25 protein-coding genes are annotated in these 19346 nt (G+C 65.3%); 16 read left to right on the forward strand and 9 right to left on the reverse strand.

Going from position 1 to position 19346, the window contains the following annotated elements:
• Window positions 1-9: 9 nt before the first annotated feature.
• The 5 genes from J7S20_RS09460 to J7S20_RS09480 form a co-directional block, all read right to left on the reverse strand.
• Complete coding sequence (locus J7S20_RS09460; RefSeq protein ID WP_284053981.1) at window positions 10-981, reverse strand: AAA family ATPase; 972 nt, start codon at window positions 979-981, stop codon at window positions 10-12.
• Window positions 982-1176: 195 nt separating this feature from the next.
• Complete coding sequence (locus tag J7S20_RS09465; RefSeq protein WP_284054055.1) at window positions 1177-1785, reverse strand: GntR family transcriptional regulator; 609 nt, start codon at window positions 1783-1785, stop codon at window positions 1177-1179.
• Window positions 1785-2660, reverse strand: a complete 876-nt coding sequence (locus J7S20_RS09470; protein ID WP_284053982.1) for a phytanoyl-CoA dioxygenase family protein — start codon at window positions 2658-2660, stop codon at window positions 1785-1787. The genes J7S20_RS09465 and J7S20_RS09470 overlap by 1 nt, the downstream gene beginning before the upstream one ends.
• Before the next feature lie 25 nt (window positions 2661-2685).
• On the reverse strand, window positions 2686-3303 hold the full coding sequence (locus tag J7S20_RS09475) for an acyl-homoserine-lactone synthase (RefSeq protein ID WP_284053983.1): 618 nt from the start codon (window positions 3301-3303) through the stop codon (window positions 2686-2688).
• Window positions 3304-3383: 80 nt separating this feature from the next.
• Window positions 3384-4121, reverse strand: coding sequence for a LuxR family transcriptional regulator (locus J7S20_RS09480; protein ID WP_284053984.1), 738 nt, complete (start codon window positions 4119-4121; stop codon window positions 3384-3386).
• Window positions 4122-4441: 320 nt separating this feature from the next.
• Here J7S20_RS09480 and J7S20_RS16345 point away from each other — a divergent pair, with 320 nt between their 5' ends.
• The 15 genes from J7S20_RS16345 to J7S20_RS09550 all read left to right on the forward strand — a co-directional run bounded on the left by J7S20_RS16345 (window position 4442) and on the right by J7S20_RS09550 (window position 16344).
• Window positions 4442-4723, forward strand: a complete 282-nt coding sequence (locus J7S20_RS16345) for a transcriptional regulator domain-containing protein (protein WP_430980930.1) — start codon at window positions 4442-4444, stop codon at window positions 4721-4723.
• A gap of 7 nt (window positions 4724-4730) precedes the next feature.
• Entirely contained in the window at window positions 4731-5141 is a 411-nt protein-coding gene (locus tag J7S20_RS16350; protein ID WP_430980926.1) for a DNA -binding domain-containing protein, read from the forward strand.
• Window positions 5142-5628: 487 nt separating this feature from the next.
• Window positions 5629-6651 carry an ArdC family protein gene (locus J7S20_RS09490; protein ID WP_284053986.1) on the forward strand — a complete coding sequence of 341 codons (1023 nt, stop codon included), beginning with the start codon at window positions 5629-5631 and terminating at the stop codon, window positions 6649-6651.
• Window positions 6648-6947 (forward strand): hypothetical protein, encoded by a 300-nt coding sequence (locus tag J7S20_RS09495; protein WP_284053987.1) that lies wholly within the window; start codon window positions 6648-6650, stop codon window positions 6945-6947. The genes J7S20_RS09490 and J7S20_RS09495 overlap by 4 nt, the downstream gene beginning before the upstream one ends.
• Window positions 6944-7360, forward strand: a complete 417-nt coding sequence (locus tag J7S20_RS09500) for a DUF2958 domain-containing protein (protein ID WP_284053988.1) — start codon at window positions 6944-6946, stop codon at window positions 7358-7360. Before J7S20_RS09495 ends, J7S20_RS09500 begins: the two co-directional genes overlap by 4 nt.
• An 89-nt stretch (window positions 7361-7449) precedes the next feature.
• Window positions 7450-9297 carry a ParB/RepB/Spo0J family partition protein gene (locus J7S20_RS09505; RefSeq protein WP_284053989.1) on the forward strand — a complete coding sequence of 616 codons (1848 nt, stop codon included), beginning with the start codon at window positions 7450-7452 and terminating at the stop codon, window positions 9295-9297.
• A gap of 157 nt (window positions 9298-9454) precedes the next feature.
• On the forward strand, window positions 9455-9604 hold the full coding sequence (locus J7S20_RS09510) for a hypothetical protein (protein WP_284053990.1): 150 nt from the start codon (window positions 9455-9457) through the stop codon (window positions 9602-9604).
• A 249-nt stretch (window positions 9605-9853) separates the two neighbouring features.
• Window positions 9854-10063 (forward strand): hypothetical protein, encoded by a 210-nt coding sequence (locus J7S20_RS09515; protein ID WP_284053991.1) that lies wholly within the window; start codon window positions 9854-9856, stop codon window positions 10061-10063.
• Window positions 10064-10548: 485 nt separating this feature from the next.
• Entirely contained in the window at window positions 10549-10869 is a 321-nt protein-coding gene (locus J7S20_RS09520) for a DUF736 domain-containing protein (protein WP_284053992.1), read from the forward strand.
• Between the two features lie 180 nt (window positions 10870-11049).
• Entirely contained in the window at window positions 11050-11271 is a 222-nt protein-coding gene (locus J7S20_RS09525) for a helix-turn-helix transcriptional regulator (RefSeq protein ID WP_284053993.1), read from the forward strand.
• Window positions 11268-11864, forward strand: a complete 597-nt coding sequence (locus tag J7S20_RS09530; protein WP_284053994.1) for a S26 family signal peptidase — start codon at window positions 11268-11270, stop codon at window positions 11862-11864. The genes J7S20_RS09525 and J7S20_RS09530 overlap by 4 nt, the downstream gene beginning before the upstream one ends.
• Window positions 11857-12663 carry a lytic transglycosylase domain-containing protein gene (locus J7S20_RS09535; protein WP_347709228.1) on the forward strand — a complete coding sequence of 269 codons (807 nt, stop codon included), beginning with the start codon at window positions 11857-11859 and terminating at the stop codon, window positions 12661-12663. The genes J7S20_RS09530 and J7S20_RS09535 overlap by 8 nt, the downstream gene beginning before the upstream one ends.
• Before the next feature lie 301 nt (window positions 12664-12964).
• Window positions 12965-13324: a hypothetical protein gene (locus J7S20_RS09540; RefSeq protein WP_284053995.1), complete on the forward strand. Its 360-nt coding sequence runs from the start codon at window positions 12965-12967 to the stop codon at window positions 13322-13324.
• 337 nt (window positions 13325-13661) lie between these two features.
• Window positions 13662-15641 (forward strand): relaxase/mobilization nuclease RlxS, encoded by a 1980-nt coding sequence (gene rlxS, locus J7S20_RS09545; protein WP_284053996.1) that lies wholly within the window; start codon window positions 13662-13664, stop codon window positions 15639-15641.
• Between the two features lie 172 nt (window positions 15642-15813).
• On the forward strand, window positions 15814-16344 hold the full coding sequence (locus J7S20_RS09550; protein ID WP_133494258.1) for a GNAT family N-acetyltransferase: 531 nt from the start codon (window positions 15814-15816) through the stop codon (window positions 16342-16344).
• 59 nt (window positions 16345-16403) lie between these two features.
• On the opposite strand, the gene J7S20_RS09555 is transcribed toward J7S20_RS09550, so the two are convergent.
• Genes J7S20_RS09555 through J7S20_RS09570 form a run of 4 tightly spaced genes read right to left on the reverse strand, consistent with a single transcriptional unit; the run spans window position 16404 to window position 18757 of the window.
• Window positions 16404-17780: a dihydrolipoyl dehydrogenase family protein gene (locus tag J7S20_RS09555; protein WP_229668118.1), complete on the reverse strand. Its 1377-nt coding sequence runs from the start codon at window positions 17778-17780 to the stop codon at window positions 16404-16406.
• A complete protein-coding gene (locus J7S20_RS09560; RefSeq protein WP_280524581.1) occupies window positions 17756-18004 on the reverse strand; it encodes a GDCCVxC domain-containing (seleno)protein in 249 nt (82 codons plus the stop codon). The genes J7S20_RS09555 and J7S20_RS09560 overlap by 25 nt, the downstream gene beginning before the upstream one ends.
• A 23-nt stretch (window positions 18005-18027) precedes the next feature.
• On the reverse strand, window positions 18028-18351 hold the full coding sequence (locus J7S20_RS09565) for a heavy-metal-associated domain-containing protein (RefSeq protein ID WP_133494259.1): 324 nt from the start codon (window positions 18349-18351) through the stop codon (window positions 18028-18030).
• 10 nt (window positions 18352-18361) lie between these two features.
• Window positions 18362-18757, reverse strand: a complete 396-nt coding sequence (locus tag J7S20_RS09570) for a mercuric transporter MerT family protein (RefSeq protein ID WP_133494260.1) — start codon at window positions 18755-18757, stop codon at window positions 18362-18364.
• Window positions 18758-18836: 79 nt separating this feature from the next.
• Here J7S20_RS09570 and J7S20_RS09575 point away from each other — a divergent pair, with 79 nt between their 5' ends.
• Window positions 18837-19256, forward strand: coding sequence for a MerR family transcriptional regulator (locus J7S20_RS09575; RefSeq protein ID WP_133494261.1), 420 nt, complete (start codon window positions 18837-18839; stop codon window positions 19254-19256).
• Window positions 19257-19346: the final 90 nt, after the last annotated feature.

Below are 19346 nucleotides of genomic sequence, written 5' to 3' on the forward strand. Positions count from 1 at the left end.
CGGATGCGGTCAGACCGGTTCGTTCATTCGGGAGGTCCGGCGACGTCTGCGCCGTTCATCGGCGATCGCATCGACAAAATCCCCTTCGCTGACCCGTTTGCGCTTGGCGATGATCGACGATTTGGTCGCCTGCAGGCAGATTCGATCGAGTTCCGCATAGGCATAGCCCTCAAGGTCGGACAGATGCGCCTTGGGGTCGAAATCGATGCTGAGATTCTTGAGCTTCATGGCCACGAAACGCTGGATCATTCGGCTGTCCGGCCTGTCGAACCATACAACCTCATCGAACCGCCGCCAGATCGCCGAATCGAGCGTCTGATCGAGGTTGGTCGCCGCGATCAGAAACCCCTTCGGCCGCATGCGATCGATGAAGATGAGCAGGCTGTTCACGACCCGGCGCAATTCATGGTGCTCGCCGCTCTCGTCGCGCGTCCGGGCAAGCGCATCGAATTCATCGAAGAACAGCACGCAAGGCTGGGTGCGGGCGAACTCGAAAATCTTGCGCACATTCGCGGCCGTCTCGCCCAGATAGGAGGAAATGAGCTGGTCGAGCTTGACGACATAGAGCGGCAGACCGAGTTCGGCGGCGAATATCTCGGCGCAAAGCGTCTTCCCGCAGCCCGGCGGTCCACAGAACAGCAGTTTCGAGCGCACCGGCAGTCCGTGACGGCGAATCTCGTCGGCCCGGTCGAATTCCTTCATCAAACCGAGAAATATCCGGATATTCTCAAATGACAGGATGATATCCTGCTTGCCGTGCACCGGCTCGATGCGCTCGATGAAATCGGCCGCGGCCTCGGGAAAGGGCAGCAGTGGCGCGAGCGCCTTTGGTCGCGATCGACGTGACGGACCATTCGACAGCGACTTGCGCAGCGACCGGGCAAGGACGCGGTTATTCTTCTTTTCTTCTTCGGTGATGATCTGCTCGGCAACGGCGTGGAACTCCTCATCCCTGCCATAGCTTGCCAGAAGCTTTTTCATCAGTTCGCCGCGCGCCATCTTGTCCTATCCGACCATATGGCTATCGATCATAGTCGCGTTCGAATTTTTCGCCATATTTTCTCGCTTGCCAATTCGCGAGAAACACCCATCACTGTTCTTTGCTATATGGCTTGCATCGACACCACCGCCAAGGGTGTTTCGACCGCGCGCGAAGCGGGGCTGGCCGGCGATCGCTCATTCTCGTCGATGGACGAGGCGCACGATATCGGCGGCTATTCTAAGACGCCGGCGGTGATATTGACCGCTCAGGCGCCGCAGCGTGTTTTTATCGCCAGCATCGACTGCTGCGGCGAGCGCACGCAATTCCGCGCCAATGTCCTCGAGCAACTGCGCTTCGATGACGCGCACGGCGCTTAGCCTGGCGTTCAGCGCTTCGACCGCACGGACATGTTCGCCGTTCAGCGATCGCCGCGCGATCGCGGCAAAAATATCGGCATCGCCACCAGCGACCGACTGCGCGACACCTTCGATGGTCTTTTCTGCGGACACGACCTTTTTTGGCCAGCCCCGGATCGCGAGCGTGACCAATTCGGCCGACCAGGCGTAGAGATCCTTGAGCGATGGCTCGTCGAGCGTCGGCAGATAGAATCCCGTGCCGCTATGCGCTTCGACCAATCCTTCGCCGGCACACATATGCAAGGCATCGCGCACCGGTGTGACGCTCGCGGCCATCTGATCGGCGAGCACGGTGGGATCGAGCCGGTCACCGGGCCGGAAGCCGTGATCCATGATCCGGCGCTTGAGCGCTTCATAGACCCGCTCGGTGGTCGCTCCCGAATTCATCACGCCGCCCGCTGGTCCTGGACATAGGCCTCGATCAGCGCTTGCTGGTCGGGCCTGAGCGCGTCGATCGCGCCGCGCGGCGTGTCGGGGCACCCCTCGAGCAACACCGAGGGACATTGTCCCTCGAAATTGCCGAGATTGGGCCGATGTTGCCGGTAGCCGATCAGCGCGGCGAGTTCGGGATCGAAGTGCCGCGCGACCGACGGCGGGTAAGCGAGCCACTGATTTTCATAGGGTTTGAGCCAGCCCAGCGAATAGCCGATGACCACGCCGCGGCGAACCTGCTGTGTCACATTGGCGCCCGCCCCGTGCAGCGTCGAGCCGAGAAAGACCAGTGCCGCGCCGGGCGGCATCGTGGCGGGGACCGGATCGCCGCTCGGTTCTGGATCGAGCGCGGCGGGACCGTGCGTTCCGGGCCAGACGCGCGTCGCGCCATTTTCGGCGGTGAAATCGCTGAGCGGCCAGATCACGTTGACGAGATATTCGGCCTCGCCGACGGGCGCGCGCCACATATCCTGATCGCGGTGCGGCATTTGCCGGGGTGCGCCGGGATGGACGGCGATCGCCTGCGCGACATTGAGCTGGATACAGTCGCACCAAGGCGACAGGATGCGCTCGACGATAGCGAGGATGGTCGCCTGCCGGACCAGCCGGGCCGTCTGCGACGACCGGGTGAGCAATCGGCCGAACCGCTTGGTGGTGGCTCCATAAAACCCGCCCTGGCCGAACGGCGTCGCCGCAAAGTCCTTGGCCAAATCGTCATCCAGCGCGCCGATCGTCGCTTTGGGCACCGCATCGGGAATGATGCAATAGCCACGCTCGGCGAGCTCGGTGGCGTACCGCTCGCTGTCGTTCCCGGTCGATATTCCTGTCATGGCATCTGTCCTTCAAATATGGGCGTCAAGCGGCTTCGCGTTCGCCACCGACAAGGGTCGCGGCCGACCGGATACCGGCGACGGAGAGTCGTTGCGGGGTGTCCTCGGCAATATCGATGCGCAGCGCGGCGAGCATTTCGCCACCGATGCGCTGGGGAAGGCCGAGCGGGATGCAGCGCCATCCAAAGGCCAGAATTTGCTGGAACCAGCCCATCTCGGCAATCGCGCTATAGGCCGCGATGCCCTGATCGAGCGCATGGTCGGCTAGCGCGGTCACCAGCGTGTCGCGCACCGCACGGCGCTCACGGGCGCGCAAGCCCCGATCGAGACAGAAGCGGGTCACTTCCAGGATATCGGCCCCGCACGGGGGGCCGTCTTCGCAAAGCTGCGGGTAAAAGCTGCCGAGAATGTGCGGTCGCGTCGTCGGCAGCAGCCGGGCCGATCCCAGATGGCGGCCGGCGCGATCGACGAGCACCAGATAGGTCGCGTGCTCGTCGTCGAACTGGTCGACCTCATAGCGGCCGTCGATCACCGGCACGTCCCATTTGAGCAGATCGACGAACACCGATTTGCGCGCGGCGAACATCGCGCGCAGGACGCCGTCGGGCGTTTCGGAAGCGCCGAAGCGAAGCGTATGAAGCATGGCGGATGACCTTGGCTGTGACGGGATTGGCCAAGGATCAGCCTAGGGGCTTGGCGGCGCTATGCCGGAAAAGGGGTATATCAGCGCCCGAAAATATCGGTGAAGGTCAATGTTCCGTCGAACAGCGTCCGGATCGCCAGCAATGTCCGCTTGTTCACACCGTAGCGCGCGCAGGCCTGCTTGATATGGCGGGCAACGGTTTCCTCGCTCACCTCCAGGATGCGGCTGATCTCCCAGTCGCCCTTGCCGCGCGCGGCCCACATCACGCAGTCGCGTTGCCGATCGGTCAAGACCGGACGCGGCGCGTCGGGCAGATGTCCGCGCGCCGAGCACAGCCGCCGGGCGCCTTCGAACGCGAAGCCTCCGGCAAGCTGGGCGAGCGGCAGCATTTCCGGAAGGATTGGCCGCCCGGCCTGATTGGCGAACGAGCACGATCCGCGCGCTTCGCCCGGTACATGCGCCGGGACGGTGAAGCCGTCGCCAATCCCTTCTTCGCGACCCAGCGCGAGAATTTCATGATCCGCGCGTGTCAGCGGGATCATGTCCGGCATCTGCGACCAGCAAAACCCCATGCTCGTGACATGACTGGCGCGGTGGACCGGATCGGACACGCCGAGCGCATGGCCATCATAATAGTCCGCCCAGCGCGCCGGATAATTGTGCAGCCGGAGCGCGATCCCGCTTGTCGCGACGACATCGACATGATGGGTAAGCGCGAAATACTCGAAGCCGAGCTCGGCGGTGACCGCGACCATCGCCGCGGTGAGATCGTCGGTACTCGTCACCATCTCGACGATGCGCATCAAGCGCATCGCCATCTGATGCATGCCCACCTTGCACCCTGTCGGCCGCGGGCGGCGTCTCAAGCTACCGTCGGTCCCGTGGCCGCCCCCTGGCTCGGGCTGGGCCGCGGCATCTCACCCCGCTGCCCGGCGACTCCGGTCATTAAATCCTCATATCACAGCAGCTTGATCCGGCAAAATCGGGCATGGTCCGTCATGGAGGCATCTCAGGCGCGGATCCGGCATCCCCGTCCCGCCACGCCAACCCTCTATCGGAACAGCGCATGACCGCGCGACGCGATTGGGAGAATGGCGCTTTTTACAGGCGGCTTGGCGCGATCGACCGCACCGGGATCATGTGGGAATGGCTCAGGCGCGATCCCGATTATATCGCCTGGCACGTGCGCGCGAGCGAAGCGACGCGCGGCGCCACGCCGAACCCGGTGCAATGGGGGCTCTATTTTCGCCGAAGCGCCCGAATTCACGGCGCCCGAGGCACGGATCATCTGGGACGCCGAACTCGACCCTGGCACGCTCAGCGTCAGCGCGACGCCGACAGGCGCGTCGGATCCCGATGGCATCCGCATTCGCGATCTCGCTCCCTGGCTGACGATCGCGACCGACCCCGATGGGTATGAACATTGCGTGCTTTCCGATGGCTGGCGCCATATCCGGCTCGATGTCGATGCGGGCCAATTGACCGGCTCAGATAGCGTTGTTCTTCACTATCATTTGTTTGGCCGGGCGAGCGCCGAAAAGCGGCTCCTGCCGCTACGGCGCTTTCTGTATCTGTGCCGGCACCGGCGCTTCGCGCGGACGCTGTTTCCCCGCGATGCGGCCATTCCGCGCCTGCTGACGATGCTGCGCGTGCATGATGCGCTGGCCGACGGGGCGAGCCAGTCCGACATCGGCGCGGCGTTGTTCGGGCGCGACCGCGTGACGCGGGACTGGCACGCAGGATCGGGATCGCTGCGCTCGCGGGTGCGGCGGCTGGTGCGCGAGGCACGGGCGATGGCGGCAGGCGGATACCGGCAATTATTGCGAAAAAGGCAATGACAGCGACGATATCATCCACGTCCAGTCGGTCGACAAAGACGGCCATGACGACAGCTTTGTTCCTGTCCTGATGCCTGAACAGGCTGGCGCCTCGCGCCCGCGCTGACGCCGGGCGCGACCGCGCTCCATGGCTCGGGCCCGAGCCCCTCGCCACCGAGCCCCGCCCAGCGGGTCTCGGCCTGACGGTGACGATCGCTGGCGCGCCCGGCTGGGCCTGACGGCCCATCCCGCAAAGCGGTCGCCGCGCGTTTCGCGCGGCGGCGTTTGCGTGTGGCCTCCCGGTCAAAGCGGGGATGGGCGGCGCTCCCGTCTAGGCCCGGCCGCGCGTCCGGCAAGCCGGGCTGACGCCCGGCTCCTCCACTCATCGTTCCGGCCTGTCGGTGCCGGACGCGCTCCTAGCCGGGCCTTTCTGGTCGCTTGGTGCCGCCCACCCCCCGCTTTTCCGGGGGAGGCCATGCTGGCTTTGGGCAGGGACAGGAGGCTCGCGATGCGTACCCCAAGCAACCGCCGCGCCCGGACCACGCGCCGGGACAAAACCGACAAGGCGGCACAGGCCGACAAAGCCGGAAAAAGGCAAGAGCCGCGCGCCGATCTTTATGACAGCGTCACGCAATCGATCATCGCCCAATTGGAAGCCGGTCGGCTGCCCTGGGTTCAGCCTTGGGGCGCCGTGCCCGGCGGGGCCGCGCCGGGTCTGCCGCGCAACGCGCGCAGCGGACGGCCTTATTCGGGGATCAACATCCTCATCCTGTGGGGCGCGGTCATCGAGCAAGGCTATCCGAGCCAAGGCTGGTTGACCTTCAAACAGGCGCTGGACGCGGGCGGCTGCGTCCGCAAGGGCGAGCACGGCCAGAGCGTCGTTTATGCCGACCGTTTCATTCCCGAAAGCGAGGCGGCGCGGGCGCGCGAGAGCGGCACCGACGCGCGCGCCATTTGCTTTCTCAAGCGTTTTACCGTGTTCAACGCCGCGCAGTGCGACGGCCTTGCCGCCGACTTTGCCGCCGACCCCGCGCCGCTTCCCGACCGCGAGATCGTGCCGGTCGCCGAACAGGTGATCGCGGCAAGCGGCGTTCGCTTTCGGATCGGCGGCGACAAGGCCTTTTACGCCCCCGGCCCCGATACCGTGCAGGTGCCGCCGCAGCCCGCATTCTTCGAGCAGATCAACTATTACCGCACCGCGCTGCATGAACTTTGCCACGCAACGGGCCACGGATCGCGGCTCGGTCGCGACCTGACCAATCGTTTCGGCTCGAAAGACTATGCCCGCGAGGAACTGATCGCCGAAATGGGATCGGCGTTCCTGTGCGCAGCGCTCGGCATCACCCCGACCGTGCGCCATGCCGATTATCTCGGCTCGTGGCTTGCCGTGCTCAAGGAGGATAATCGCGCGATCTTTCGCGCCGCGAGCGCCGCCAGCAAAGCCGCCGACTGGTTGCTCGCGCGCCATCACGCGGCGCTTGCCGACCCTCAAACCGCGCCCACCGGCGAAACCGAGGCGGCGGCGGCATGACCGCGCCCGCGCCCTCGCCGGACCCCGGCGCGCTGCCCGCTTTTGCCACCGAGCCAACCGCGATCGGTCCGCAATCCTTGGTGCCCGGCGTCACGCCGATCCATCCGCGCGACCGGCTCGCATGGCGCGCCGCCGCGCCGATGGAAGCCAAAAAGCCGCAGCGTCCCTGCAATCACGGGCTGTTCGACCTCAACGCGCGCAATCAGTTCGACCTGTTCACTCCGCCGCCGCCGTCCCGCGACACAGCGGATCGCCGCAGCCTTCCAGCGATACCATCCAAGGAGTCCAGTCGATGATTTTGATCCCCGCGCAAACCGCGCGCCGGCTCGCCGCCAACGCCGCGCGCAGCGCCGCCGATCCCGCATTCGATCCCGTGCCGCTGGTCAAATTGTTCAACCCCGTCGGCGCGGCGACCTGGCTCGCGAGCGAACTCGATCCCGATGGCGACACCCTGTTCGGGCTTGCCGATCTGGGGTTCGGTTGCCCCGAGCTCGGCGCGTTCAGCCTCGCCGAAATCGCCGCTTTGCGCTTATCGTTCGGCCTCGCGGTCGAGCGCGACCTGTTCTTTGAAAGCGACGCGCCGCTGTCGGTCTGGGCCGACACCGCGCGCCGCGCGGGATCGATCGCCGCCGCCGAAACCGCGCTCGCCCCGGCATTATCGCGCGGCGATTCCAACCAGCTTCCGCCTCCCGATCCGGGAGGCGGCTGACGCGGGCGGCGCGTCTCGCCGTCATTCACAACCGGTCCCGCCCGCGATTCCACCCGACACGGGACCGGCACTCACCAAGGAGTAATTCCATGAAACTCGATTTTATCCCGCTCGACAAGCTGTCGGTCAGCAAGACCAATATGCGTTACGGCAAACGCCCGCCCGATGTCGCCGATATCCTGCCCAGCGTCAGGAAACGCGGCGTCATCCAGCCGGTCATCGTGCGCCCCAATCCCGGCCCTGAACCCGTCCAAGGCTGTGCGCTCGATGGCTATGAAATCGTCGCGGGCGCGCGACGCTTCACCGCCGCCAATATCGTCGCCGACGAACGCCGCGCCGAATCGCTCGACCCCGAACCGATGCCCTGTGCGATCCTCGATTCGGGCGACGACGCCGATGCGGTCGAGGCCTCGCTGATCGAGAATATCGCGCGCCTCGACGCCGACGAGGTGACGCAGTGGGCGACCTTCACCCGATTGGTCAAGGAAGGCCGCAGCATCTGCGAGATCGCCGCGACCTTCGGTCTGCCCGAACTGACCATCAAGCGCGTCCTCGCGCTCGGCAATCTCTTGCCGCGCATCCGCGCGCTCTACGCCAAGGAAGAGATCGACCGCGCCACCGTGCGCCATCTGACGCTCGCCTCCAAAAGCCAGCAAAAAGCATGGCTCGCGCTCGCCGATGACGACAATGCCTATCTGCCCACCGGCCATCAGTTGAAGGCATGGCTGTTCGGCGGACAGTCGGTCCCGGTCGGTTTCGCACTGTTCGATGTCGAAGCGAGCGGGCTGGCGACCATCGCCGACCTGTTCGGCGAGGATCGTTATTTCACCGACGCGGAGGCCTTCTGGACCGCGCAGGACGCGGCGATCGAACAGAGCCGCGCCGCCTATATCGAGGCGGGCTGGGCCGATGCGGTGATCGTCGGCCCCGATCAGTATTTCTCGACATGGGAATATCAAAAGGCCGCCAAGCGCAAAGGCGGGCGCGTCTATATCGATGTCCGCCAGTCGGGCGAGGTGACGTTCCACGAAGGCTATATCAGCCACAAGGAAGCCGCGCGGATCGCGCGCGGCGAGACGCCGACCGCCGACAAGCCCAAACGCCCCGAAATCACCTCGACATGTCAGACCTATATCGATCTGCACCGCCACGCCGCCGTTCGCGCCGCGCTCACCGGTCATCCCGGCATCGCGCTACGCTTGATGGTCGCCCATGCCATCACCGGCTCGCCTTTGTGGCGGATCAGTCCCGAACCGCAGACCACGCGCAAGGAGGCCGTGCGCGACAGCCTCGACAACAGCCGGGCCGAAGCCGCGTTCGACGAACACCGCCGCGCGGTGCTCGGGCTTCTCGACTTCGATGCCGACACGCCGACCGTCACCGGCGGCAATGCCGATGAATATGGGCTGGTCGGGCTGTTCCTGCGGCTCCTCGAAATACCCGATGCGGCGCTCATGGACGTGATCGCCATCGTCATGGGCGAGACACTCGCCAGCGGCAGCGCCGCCGTCGAGGCGGTCGGGATGCGGATCGGCGTCGATATGGCGGACTATTGGCAAGCCGATGACGCCTTTTTCGAGTTGATTCGCGACAAGGAGATGCTTGGTCATATCGTCGCCGAGGTAGCGGGCGACGCGGTCGCCGAGGCCAATAAGGGCGAAAAGACCAAGGTGATGAAGGCGATTGTCCGCGATCATCTGGACGGCGCGAACGGCCGGACCAAGGTCGAAGGCTGGGTGCCGAAATGGATGGCCTTCCCGCCTTCGGCCTATACCGACCGGGGCGGGGTGGGAACGGTCGCGGCGAATGCCCGCGCCGAGGCCGCGCGCGCGATCGAGCAGCCGAGCGACCCCGATCCGACCGCGCCGGGTGCCGTCGCCGCGCCGCCCGAAACGGACGGCGAGACGGGATGCGAGCCGGTGCCGCTGGCGGCGTGACGCCGGTAGGGAGCGGCGGATCGCCGCTCCCTGTCCTTTCGGACCCAGAAAAATCGGGCCGCGCGACCTCGCGCCTGACGGCGCTCGGACGCGCGGCAAGCAAGGAGAAATATCATGGCGGACCGGGTTTCGGTAGCGACCACCATCGGCGGTACACTTGCCGCACACGACCGCCGACGAACAGGAACGCGCGGTGATCGACCGTCAAACGGTCGAACAATGCGGGCGTTTTGATGCCGTGCTCGCATATTTCGATGCCGCGGATTTTGCCGTCCCGCCGCTTCGCATCGGCGATGCCAGCGCGTGAATGCGGGGCGAATCTCGGTGGCCCCTCTGCGTGATTCGTGCGGCGGGTCGCGGCGTCCATCATGGTGGATCGCGCGCGCATCTTGCGCCATCGATCCCGCGCACATGGCGATCTTCACCATGATCGGCCGACAAAAAGGGACGTGCCGCGTCATCGCCGATCGCGCGGCGGCGCATGGTGTCGTCTTGGTGATTGCCGACGCGATCTCCGTGCGGCAGAGCCGACCGATCAAGGGGAAGACGCAACGCAATGACGCTATTGGAGGAGGTCGAGCGCTTCGTCTCGCGGCTGTCGCCCGAGCCGGTCTGCGATGATTGTATCGCCGACAGACTCGGCTTTTCGGTGCGCCAGCACGCCAATCACAAGACTCGCGAACTTGCCGGATCGAACGGGTTCGAGCGGCGCAAGGCGGCGTGCAGCCTGTGCGGCGCGACCAAATTGGTGATCCGGCGCCAGTAAGGGCTTCAGTCGGCAGCGGCGCGACCACCCGCGGCGATACCGTCTCCGCCGTGCCGTCGCGACGACGCCTGGTCCGACGCCGCGCCGGCACCGAAATGAAGGGGCATGATTGACGGCTGGCGGGGGCGGTCATCGATCATCTCGGTGCACGGCGATCGGCCCCCGTCCCTGTTCGCCGGAAACCTACTCGCCTGCCCCGAAACGTGCTGGCATGTGTCGCCCCGGAGGGCGTCGCCGCCCCTTGCCGGTTCGTTCAGCGCAAGACCTGGACCCGCCGCCGGCGCGCGCGAAACCATCGCCGCCAAGGCTTATTTCCCCGCCCGTGTCCACGGGCTCCTCGCGCCCGCTTCGCGTTCAAATAAGCCTTTGGCGCTCCGGTCCTCCGCTGACGCTTCGGCCTGACGGTTCGCGCGTCCGGCCTGGCCGGTCCGACGGTCGCGCTATCGTCCGGAAAAGGGTTCGGGCGACATATAAGGAGACGAACAATGCCAGCCATCGGTTATGTCACCCGCGAGGGAAACGGCTTCAAGGGCCAGTTGAAGACGCTGTCGATCCGCACCGAAATCGAGATCGTGCCCAATACCCGCAAGGCGTCCGACACCCAGCCCGATTACCGGGTCTCGGCGAACGGCGTCGAGGTCGGCGCGGGATGGGTCCGGCGCGGCGAAATGTCCGGCAAGGACTATGTGTCGCTGTCGCTCGCCGCCCCCGAATTTGGGCCGCGCCGGCTCTACGCCAATCTCGGCCGCGCCGCCGGTCAGGATGACGACGACGCGTTCGCGATCATCTGGAACCCCGCCGACTGACCAATCCGGCGACGCCCGCGTCCTTCTCGAAAAGGGCGCGGGCGTTTCGCGTCGACCGCGCCGACAAGGGGGGTCGGAATCGCATGCACGCGATTGCGACCCTGCCCGGTCGGGATCGATCGGGCGATGACGGGACCGACGCGGCGCGCATCGGCGCCGCTTAATCGGGATCCGTCGCTCATGGATGACACCGCCCGGCGCGCCCAGGCCGCGCGCAACACCTGCCCGTTCCTCACCGCCAAACAGACCGCGTTTCATCTCGGGCTTGGCTATTCGACCCTCAAGGCGATGCGCGCAGCCGGGACCGGCCCGCGCTGCCGCCGCCACGGTCGTACCTGGCGCTATCATATCGACGATATCGAAGCCTGGTCGCGCGCCAATGCCAAAGGCGACCGCGCGTGACCGGGCGCGGGCCGCTGCCTTTATTCGCCTGGCAGGAACAGCGAACGGCGCTTCGCCGCGCGCGCCGCCGCGCCGCGCGTCTTTGCGCACTCGCCGCCGTCGCGACCGGTCTCGTCCTCATCCCCATCGCTGTTCGTCCGGTCCCGCGTCTCGTCTGGAATGCGAGCGCCAGCGCGCCGATCGGCCTCTATCTCGTGACGCCGGGCAAACGCCCGCCGCTCGGCGCCATGGTCATCGCCTGGTTCCCGGACCGCGCGCGCAAGCTGGCGGCACGGCGGCACTATCTTCCCGCCAATGTGCCCGCGGTGAAGCATGTCGCAGCGGTCGCCGGCATGCGGGTGTGCGCCCTCGACAGCGTCATCACGGTCGACGGCGCGGCCGTAGCGCGGCGGCTTGCCGCCGACGCACGCGGCGACGCGCTCCCCGCGTGGCGGGGATGCCGCACGCTCGCGCGCGGGCAAATTCTGCTGCTCGCGACCGACCGGCCCGATTCGTTCGACGGGCGCTATTTTGGCATCAGCGACACGCGCGACGTGCTCGGCACCGCGCGGCTGATCTGGGCGCCGCATGCGCGTGGCGACGATCATGGCTGAGCCGCGCCCGCGCCGCACCGCGACCCTCGCGAGGCTGATCGCGCTCGCGCCGATCGGGATCGGCATCGCCATCGCATCGACGGACCTTGCCGACGGTCAAACCGCCGCGATTGCGAGGTCCAATGCGGCGCTGCACCTTCGCGATCAACGCGCCCAGCCCGCGTCATCGGCGTCTGTCCCCGCACCGCGAGCACCCGATCCGGTCGCGCGCTGGCGGCCTTTTATCCGCGAGGCCTCGGTCCGGTTCGGCGTGCCCGAGGCCTGGATTAGCCGCGTCATGCGCGCCGAAAGCGGCGGTCATGTCAAGGGTGCCGGACGCCCGATCACCAGCCGCAAGGGTGCGATGGGACTGATGCAACTGATGCCCGCGACCTGGGCGGCGATGCGCGCCGAGCAGGCGCTCGGCAGCGATCCTTTCGACCCGCGCGACAATATCCTCGCGGGCACCGCTTACTTGGCAAAAATGTATCGCCGGTTCGGCTATCCAGGCCTGTTCGCCGCCTATAATGCCGGCCCCGGCCGCTATGCCGGATGGCGCGAGGGACGGCGTTCATTGCCGCGCGAGACACAAGAATATCTCGCGCTCGTCGGTGGCCGGGACGCTGGCGATGGGCAGGCGGCGCCTGCCGTGGCTGCGGCGAAACCGTCGCCGCCGCCACCGCTTTTCGTCGTTCAACACGGCGCGTCGGTCACGGCGAACACGGCATCATCGCTGCCGTCGTCAGCACCGCCGTCGCCATCCCGATCGCTCTTCATGCCGCTATCGACCGGCGATACCCGCGCCCAATCCGACCGATGATGATCGCTCCTGCAGACGTCACCGCGCGTGGGTGGGGATAAGAGGGGCTCGGCTCGGCAAGGCCCAGCATGACGGCCGGCGGCGCGGCTGTGCAAGGCCGGCGGCCCCGCCAATTTTCCCGCGAGATAAGGAGCGCGCTGCCGCGCGCGCGTTGTTCGTTTGCTCGCGACAAAATCGGTTCCTCCGCCGCCGCTGACGCGGCGCTGGCGGCACGCCGCCAGCGGCCCTGACAGCCGCGCCACCGCCCGTCTCGGGACTGTATGTCCTTATCCAAAAGGGCATCACAGGATGGAGATTCGAGATGGCGATGATGCAGCACATAGCAGCGGGGAAGACGGTTCTGTCGGTACTGAGCGCAGGCCTGAAACGCGAATTCGGGCAGGACGTCGGCGCAGCGCTCGCGGCGCGGTTTCTGGAAGCCGAGGAGAGCGATTTTCTCTGGGATGCACGGATCAGCGAACGCTGGCTCGGGCGCTATTGGAGCGCGGACGAAGAGGGTTCGGATGATCTCGACCGGGTGGCGATCCTGGCGCGGCTCGGGCGCGCGTGGAGCGTGGCGGTGCTGATTATCGATGGCGAGGGATGCGCGCACGGACTGATGGGCCGGCGCGATTTCAGCCGCAAGAGCGAGGCGGCGCGGGCGCTCGCAAGTCTGCGCTGAAGCCGGTGCGAAAAGCCGGGATGCGTTGCCTGTCACAAGGGCGGCGCGTCCCGGCATTTTTTGGCCGCGCGGGGTGGGCGTTGCGGGACCAGATGGGACCGGAATGGACAGAAAGGCGAATGGAGCGGCGTAAGGCAAGATAAAGCGCTGGCACGGGCCAGCGCGTAAGCCTTTGTCTGCACATCGTTTTCAAGCGCCTTTACCGACACCGGTCGACGGGAACCAGTGTCGGTCGATGAGCAGAAACGGCGCAAATGCGCCGGGTCTGCCGGCACCGGTTTTCAGCAGGTCGGGACGGCGGCAAGCTCGATCCGTCCTTTGTTATACGAGCCCTGTGATGTCCGGCGATGACGATTTCGAACCTCGATTGGGCCGCCAGCGCGCGCGTGGTGGCAAGCGCGGTCGGCGCTATCTCCAACGCGTGCTCGCCGCCACCAATCTCGCGCGCGGCGGCGGCCCCGGATTCGGCAAGGCCCGGCGCGGCTATTCGGGCAGTCGCACCGGGCGCGGCGCGGGCGTCGGGCGATTGTTGGGCAGCCGGGCTGGCAGCTCGGCGCTCACGCGCCGCCGCGTCGTCGTCAAGACGCGGATCGTCCGGCTCGCGGGGAAGGGAGCGAATGCGGCGGCCGCCCATCTGCGCTATCTCGAGCGTGACGGCACCACCCGCGAGGGCGATCGCGGCTCCCTGTACGGGCGCGATGCAGACGCGGTCGACGCCAAATCCTTTCATGCGCGCGGGCATGGCGATCGTCACCAGTTCCGCTTCATCGTCTCGCCCGAGGACGGCGCCGACTATGACGATCTGAAACCGCTCGTCCGGCGATTGATGGCGCGCGCCGAATCCGACCTCGGGACCAGGCTCGACTGGGTCGCGGTCGACCATTTCAACACCGGTCATCCGCACAGCCATATTCTTTTGCGCGGAGTCGACGACAAAGGCGCCGATCTCGTCATCGCGCGTGACTATCTGACGCGCGGCTTTCGCGAGCGCGCCGCCGAGCTGGTCGACCTCGATCTCGGACCGCGTACCGATCGCGACATCGCGCGCGCCCTGGCCATCGAAATCGATCAGGACCGGCTGACCGCGATCGACCGCCAGCTGATCGCCGAGGCCAGAGAGGACCGGCTCGTCGAGGCACGAGCGCGCGGCGCGTTCGCGCAGAGTCTGCGCGCGGGGCGATTGGCGAAACTCAAAAAGCTCGGTCTCGCCGAAGAGGCGGGACGGGGACGCTGGCGGCTCGCCCCCGATCTTGCCGCGACGCTGACCCGGATCGGCGAACGCGACGATATCATTCGCACCATGCAGCGCGCCTTCACCGCCGCGCGGATCGAGCGCGCAAGCGCGGACCGGTCGATCTACGATCCCGCCCAACCGGGCGCGCGAGCGCTGACCGGCAGCGTGCTGATGCGCGGCCTCGCCGACGAATTTGCCGATCGCCATTATCTGATCGTCGATGCGCTCGATGGCCGCAGCCATTATGTCGCGATCGGAAAGGAAAGTGCCGAAGACATCGGCCCGGGCGCGATCGTCCAGATCGAGCCTCTCACCGGCGGCGCCCGCGAGGTCGATCACACCATCGCCGCGGTCGCCGCCGCGAATGGCGGGCGCTACGATGTCAAAGCGCATCTCGCCTTCGATCAGCGTGCCAGCGAACCCTTCGCCCTAGCCCATGTGCGACGGCTCGAAGCGATGCGCAAAGCGGGCGTCGATATCGTTCGTGAGCCTTCGGGCACTTGGCGTATCGGCGCCGATCATCTCGATACCGTCGACCAGTTCGAGACGGCAAGGCTGCGCGATCGCCCGGTCGCGATCACGATTCTGTCACCGATGGCGGTCGATCGGCTGGTCGACCGCGAGGCGGCGACCTGGCTCGATCATCGCCTCGTGGACGCCGCGTCGCCGCCTGCCCGCGACACCGGATTTGGACATGCCGTGCGGGATGCCGAGAATCGCCGCCGGCAATGGCTCGTCGAACAAGGGCTGGGCTCGGGGAACGGAACGGATTTCGTCGCCAGAACCGGGTTGATCGAGGCGCTGCGGCGACGCGAACTGCTCACCGTCGCGAAGCGCCTTTCATCGGAATTGAAACGACCGTTTGAGGAAGCGGCATCGGGCGAACGCATCGAGGGGCTTTATCGCCGCCGCGTCGATCTGGTCAGCGGGCGGTTCGCGCTCATCGAACGCGCGCATGATTTTACCCTCGTGCCGTGGCGGCCGGTGCTCGATCGCCATGTCGGGAAAAGCGTGTCCGGACTGATGCGCGGCGACGGGATCAACTGGACGATCGGTCGCGGGCGGAGCGGGCCGGCGCGGTGACCAGCTGGCAAGCTTGTCCGCGCCGAGAAGGCTGGCACAATGCGTCACCAACCTGTTCGATCGCGAAGCCATCGCGTTTACCGCAATTCACGCGACCCGCAGGCAGTTGGGAATCTCCGCTAGATTTTGGGTCCGATTATCGCATGGTTGGGTTCGCTTATGGGATAACAGCATGACGATATTTGGCGACAGTCGCATTCGCGCGGTGCGGCACATCGACCTCGATAGCTTGCATCCGCTGATTGAACGTGCCTTTCGAGGCGAGACCTCCCGGGCGAGTTGGTCGTATGAAGTCGCTCTAGCCGAGGGAGAGCGAATTTCTCGCGCTGCGCTCCTGGCTATTCTCGCTGACCCGCGGCAGTGCTTGCTCGGTGCCTTTGCCGATGATGCGCCCATTGGCTGCGTGCGGATTGCCTATGAGCCTGAAACCGTATGCGAACTAAGTCTGTTGACGGTCGAACCAGATCGTCAAACGGCGGGACTCGGCAAACGTCTGATCACAGCGGCCGAGAGGGTCGCGATCGAGCGATTTCGTGCTCAGTGGATGGAGATCGCGGTCATCGTTCAACAACCGCGATTGATATCATTCTATCAACGACGCGGCTTTGGCTTCACCGGCCGAACGAAGCCCTATCCGGTTGCGCTCGATCGTCCGCTTCACTTTGCGATCATGCGAAAGCGACTCCAGGATCGGGCCACCTGATCACGATAGCTTCCGCGTGATAGGGAGGCGGTACCATGTGTTCGGATGATCTATGACGGCTACAAAATTGATCCCAGATCCGACGATATCGTCGGATAGGCGGCGATCATCTTGTTCAAATCACCGACCTTTAGTCCCGTCCGGATCGCCAGACCTAGATAATTGATCAATTCCGCATATCCCGGTCCCAGCAGATGGGCGCCCAGAATTCGATCGGTTTTGGCGTCGATAACGATGCGCGTGGCGGCGCAGGATTCGCCTACCCGAAAATTGGAAAACCAGTCGCTCGTGTCGTTGACCGCCATGCGCACATCGTATCCGGCCTCCCGGGCCTCGCTTTCGAGCATCCCGACCCGTGCGAGCTCGGGAATCGTGAACACGACGCTTGGCACACCGCTATAATCCGCCTTGGCATGATTGCCCTTGAGCATGTTGGACGCGGCGACCTTGCCTTCGGCCACCGCGACCGGCGTCAACGCGGGTCCCGCCGTACCGGCGGCGTCGCCGGCGGCATAGACAGCGGGATTGGATACGCTCTGGAGGTGCGCGTTCACGCGAATGCCGGCATCGGTGCGTTCAATATTCGCCGCAGAGAGATTCAGTTGATCGACGGCAGGAACCCTTCCTGCACCATGAACGACGAGGTCGACGGTGAATTCGGCGCATTCGTCGCCCGACTTCGTGCGGATCAGAAAGCCGTCTGACACGCGTTCGATTGATTGCACCGCCACGTTCAGCCGGATGTCGATACCCAGATCGCGGCTATGCGCCACCAGTCGATCGACGAGATCGGGGTCGAAGGCGCGCAGTGGTCGCGGGCCGTGATCGGCGATGCAGACGCTGCTCCCCGCCCGAACCGCGATATGAGCAAATTCGAACGAGATATAGCCGCCGCCGATGAACAGGATGCGCTTGGGAAGCTCATCGAGGTCCATGAACCCGGCATTGTCGATTGCGTGTTCGGACCCCGGCATCGACAGCGGTCGTGCTACGGCACCGGTTGCGATCAGGATATGGCGGCCCTGGATCCGTGTCCCGCCCCCGATTTCCACTGTGTTTTCATTCAGGAACCGCGCGTGACCGTGCAACGTCACAATGCCCTTTTCATCGAAACCGCTCTCGATCCGGCCGGGCATCTTGTCGGTGAAGCTGCGCTTGAACGCGACCAGTTCGCCCCAGTCGATCCGCAGGTCGTCGTCCTTGACCCCCTTGCCGCGCATCAGCCGCGCATCGTTGATGATCTCCGCACCCCGGCGAAGCAGCTTCTTGGGATCGCAACCCCGCAGCGCGCAGGTTCCGCCATAAGGGAGTTCGTCGACGACGGCGACCGACCAGCCGGCCGCCGCGCATTTATTCGCCGCACTCACCGCCGCCATCCCGACGCCGAGCACGACCAGGTCGAACGATTGCGTCAGGATACCGTATTCCCCTGACAACAGGCCGTCGTTCCGGTGGCGCGCGCTTCCTGGATCGGGGGGCAGGGTACGCTGCCGAACGAACAGAAAACACAACAATCGCCCGCATTGGGGCGTAGCACCGCGCCACAACCTTTGCAGTCGTAGAAAAACTGACACGCATTGGTCGGCATCGTCTCGATTTCGGATCGCCCGCACACCGGACACGTCAAGGTTGATTGCAATTCCATAACCATACTCTGCATTTGCGAATCTGGAGCTGACCGGTTCAGTGCTCGCGAACCTTCGCCGGGTAGCCGGCATTGGTCGATGCGGCGGCGATCTTCGCCGGTGTCGCGACCTTCGCATCATAGGTGACTGTGGCAGTCTTCGCGCCGAAGTCGATCTTGACCGACCTGACGCCTGCGACACGGCCCATCGCGGTCTTCACGGTGATCGGGCATGTCGGGCACGTCATGTGGCCGATCGCAAATGTCCGGGTCCGCTCGCTTGCCGGTGCGGCGATCGCCGCGCGGCCGGGCGCGACGCCGATGGCAGTGCCGCCGGCAACGGCGGCAAGTCCTGAAAGGACGATCGACAGGCGGTGCTTCATTTTAGGTCTCCTAATAGAACAGAGGTGCCCACCATTGCAGGGTCATGGTGAGCGCGACGATGAGCGTCGCTACCCACAGCACTGCCTTGGTCAGCAAGTCGGATCGGGGACGGGCGCAATAGCTGTCTTCGTCGCAGTGGGGCTTCGGACGAAAATAGACGTGCCAGAAGCCGCCGGCGAGAAATGCCAGCGTCATTGCGAGGAAATAGGGCTTGTAAGGTTCGAGCGCGGTAAGATTGGCGATCCATGCACCCGAAATCCCCAGCATGACGAGAAGGAGCGGGACGATGCAGCACGACGACGCCAGCACGGCGCCGACGATCCCGCCCGTGGCCAACCACCCGCCGCGCCTGCCGCCCTGACGCGTGGACGTCGATCCTTCGCTTTCCGGTCGCGTGGCCGCCATTCGCCCTTAACTCTCGATTCCTGTCCGACCGAACTTATGTAGTCCCTGTAGTAGATACAGGTTCAAGAGGTGATTTTCGATGGCATTCGCGGCGACCGACCGTCCGTTAAAACGCGGCGCGCTGGCCAGGCGTTTCGGATGCAACATTGAGACGATCCGATATTATGAGAATATCGCGCTGCTCCCGGCGCCCGAACGGACCCGAAGCGGACACCGGATCTATTCCCCAGCAGATCAAACGCGGTTGGGATTTATCCTGCGCGCCCGCGAACTTGGCTTCTCGGTGGAAGAGCTTCGCAGTCTGCTCAGCCTCGCGGACTCACACGAATATACCTGCGGAGAGGTGCTCACGCTCACCAGGGGCCATCTCACGGATATCCGGACGAGAATAAAGGATCTGGCACGCCTCGAACACACGCTCGCCGATATATCAGCCCAGTGCGAAGGCGGCGATGTGCCGCACTGCCCTGTGATGGATGCGTTGCTCAAAGACGGATAAAATTATCGATGACCTATGCAGAGGGTCGATCGATGCACCAAGAAAAGTGCCCGAAGGTCCGCTGACCGCAAAACGCGTGTCACGAAGGAT

The organism is Stakelama marina (assembly GCF_018122655.1).
In the GTDB taxonomy this organism is placed as follows: domain Bacteria; phylum Pseudomonadota; class Alphaproteobacteria; order Sphingomonadales; family Sphingomonadaceae; genus Sphingomonas; species Sphingomonas marina.

Coding starts and splice junctions, on each gene's coding strand:
- J7S20_RS09495 (WP_284053987.1), top strand. CDS start 6,648: ATGACCGCGCCCGCGCCCTCGCCGGACCCCGGCGCGCTGCCCGCTTTT.
- J7S20_RS09520 (WP_284053992.1), top strand. CDS start 10,549: ATGCCAGCCATCGGTTATGTCACCCGCGAGGGAAACGGCTTCAAGGGC.
- J7S20_RS09460 (WP_284053981.1), bottom strand. CDS start 981: ATGAAAAAGCTTCTGGCAAGCTATGGCAGGGATGAGGAGTTCCACGCC.
- J7S20_RS09515 (WP_284053991.1), top strand. CDS start 9,854: ATGACGCTATTGGAGGAGGTCGAGCGCTTCGTCTCGCGGCTGTCGCCC.
- J7S20_RS09465 (WP_284054055.1), bottom strand. CDS start 1,785: ATGAATTCGGGAGCGACCACCGAGCGGGTCTATGAAGCGCTCAAGCGC.
- J7S20_RS09500 (WP_284053988.1), top strand. CDS start 6,944: ATGATTTTGATCCCCGCGCAAACCGCGCGCCGGCTCGCCGCCAACGCC.
- J7S20_RS09525 (WP_284053993.1), top strand. CDS start 11,050: ATGGATGACACCGCCCGGCGCGCCCAGGCCGCGCGCAACACCTGCCCG.
- J7S20_RS09550 (WP_133494258.1), top strand. CDS start 15,814: ATGACGATATTTGGCGACAGTCGCATTCGCGCGGTGCGGCACATCGAC.
- J7S20_RS09570 (WP_133494260.1), bottom strand. CDS start 18,757: ATGGCGGCCACGCGACCGGAAAGCGAAGGATCGACGTCCACGCGTCAG.
- J7S20_RS09540 (WP_284053995.1), top strand. CDS start 12,965: ATGGCGATGATGCAGCACATAGCAGCGGGGAAGACGGTTCTGTCGGTA.
- J7S20_RS09475 (WP_284053983.1), bottom strand. CDS start 3,303: ATGCTTCATACGCTTCGCTTCGGCGCTTCCGAAACGCCCGACGGCGTC.
- J7S20_RS09560 (WP_280524581.1), bottom strand. CDS start 18,004: ATGCAGAGTATGGTTATGGAATTGCAATCAACCTTGACGTGTCCGGTG.
- J7S20_RS09490 (WP_284053986.1), top strand. CDS start 5,629: ATGCGTACCCCAAGCAACCGCCGCGCCCGGACCACGCGCCGGGACAAA.
- rlxS (WP_284053996.1), top strand. CDS start 13,662: ATGTCCGGCGATGACGATTTCGAACCTCGATTGGGCCGCCAGCGCGCG.
- J7S20_RS09535 (WP_347709228.1), top strand. CDS start 11,857: ATGGCTGAGCCGCGCCCGCGCCGCACCGCGACCCTCGCGAGGCTGATC.
- J7S20_RS09575 (WP_133494261.1), top strand. CDS start 18,837: ATGGCATTCGCGGCGACCGACCGTCCGTTAAAACGCGGCGCGCTGGCC.
- J7S20_RS09565 (WP_133494259.1), bottom strand. CDS start 18,351: ATGAAGCACCGCCTGTCGATCGTCCTTTCAGGACTTGCCGCCGTTGCC.
- J7S20_RS09505 (WP_284053989.1), top strand. CDS start 7,450: ATGAAACTCGATTTTATCCCGCTCGACAAGCTGTCGGTCAGCAAGACC.
- J7S20_RS16345 (WP_430980930.1), top strand. CDS start 4,442: ATGTGGGAATGGCTCAGGCGCGATCCCGATTATATCGCCTGGCACGTG.
- J7S20_RS09470 (WP_284053982.1), bottom strand. CDS start 2,660: ATGACAGGAATATCGACCGGGAACGACAGCGAGCGGTACGCCACCGAG.
- J7S20_RS09480 (WP_284053984.1), bottom strand. CDS start 4,121: ATGGCGATGCGCTTGATGCGCATCGTCGAGATGGTGACGAGTACCGAC.